Annotated in this window: 1 protein-coding gene; it reads left to right on the top strand. The window is 63.1% G+C overall.

What is annotated here, in order from left to right; all coding sequences use genetic code 11:
- Positions 1 to 140 precede the first annotated feature (140 nt).
- The coding region (locus tag BG61_RS38690) for a hypothetical protein (RefSeq protein WP_035943749.1) at positions 141 to 793 on the top strand (653 nt) is incomplete at its 3' end.

The raw sequence follows: 793 nt of genomic DNA, 5'->3' as shown, positions 1-793 counted from the left end.
GGCCGATCTCGGTTCTGGGCAGGCTGTATAAAGCGATGGCGGGCCCGCCGGTGGTCGAGCAGACCGTCACGCATGATTTTCTCGCCGCGAGCCTGTCCGGCCCACGGCGCGGTGCTTAATAGCTTTATGCAGGAGGATATATGCGACTTTTGATGACTCAAGAAGGGCTACCGCGCGTTTCGTGGGGGGCGGTCATCGCCGGCGTGATTCTTTCACTCATCGTGTACTTAATCATGACCGTGCTCGGCGCAGCCATCGGCGCGTCGCTACTCTCCCCTCTGTCTCAGCGAAATCCGCTTGAGGGATTCGGCTTTGGCTCAGGGGTATGGGTGATCGTCACTACTGTCGTCGCCGTATTTGTCGGGTCGTACTTCGCTGGCCGATGCGCACCGGTGCTTGGATGGCTACACGGGTTGCTGGCGTGGGCCGTGATGATTTTGCTCGTGGCATATGGGATGACGTCGTTGATCGGAGGCGCGGCCAGCGCCGTGGGCAGCGTCGCTGCTACGACCGCGACGGTCGGCGCAACCACAGCAAACCAGGGTGCTGGCGGCGGAATGCTGGACGCTGCAAAGCAACAGGCCCAGGCCGCGCTCGCTTCAGCGGCGGCTGCCGCGTCGAGTCCTGATGCCGAGCGGGACGCTCGCCAGAAGGCGGAGACTGCCGCGCGCAACGTCGCGCGCGCCTCGTGGTTTTCATTCGCAGCCTTGATCGTCGGTGCGGTCATCTCAATCGTCTCGGGCGCGATGGGTTTTCGCCATCAGCCGCGACTCGAAGAAACTGGCGGAAGGAC

This window comes from Caballeronia glathei (assembly GCF_000698595.1).
In the GTDB taxonomy this organism is placed as follows: domain Bacteria; phylum Pseudomonadota; class Gammaproteobacteria; order Burkholderiales; family Burkholderiaceae; genus Caballeronia; species Caballeronia glathei.
Note: the sequence above shows the minus strand (reverse complement) of the source record. Positions and strands in the feature narration are given on the sequence as shown.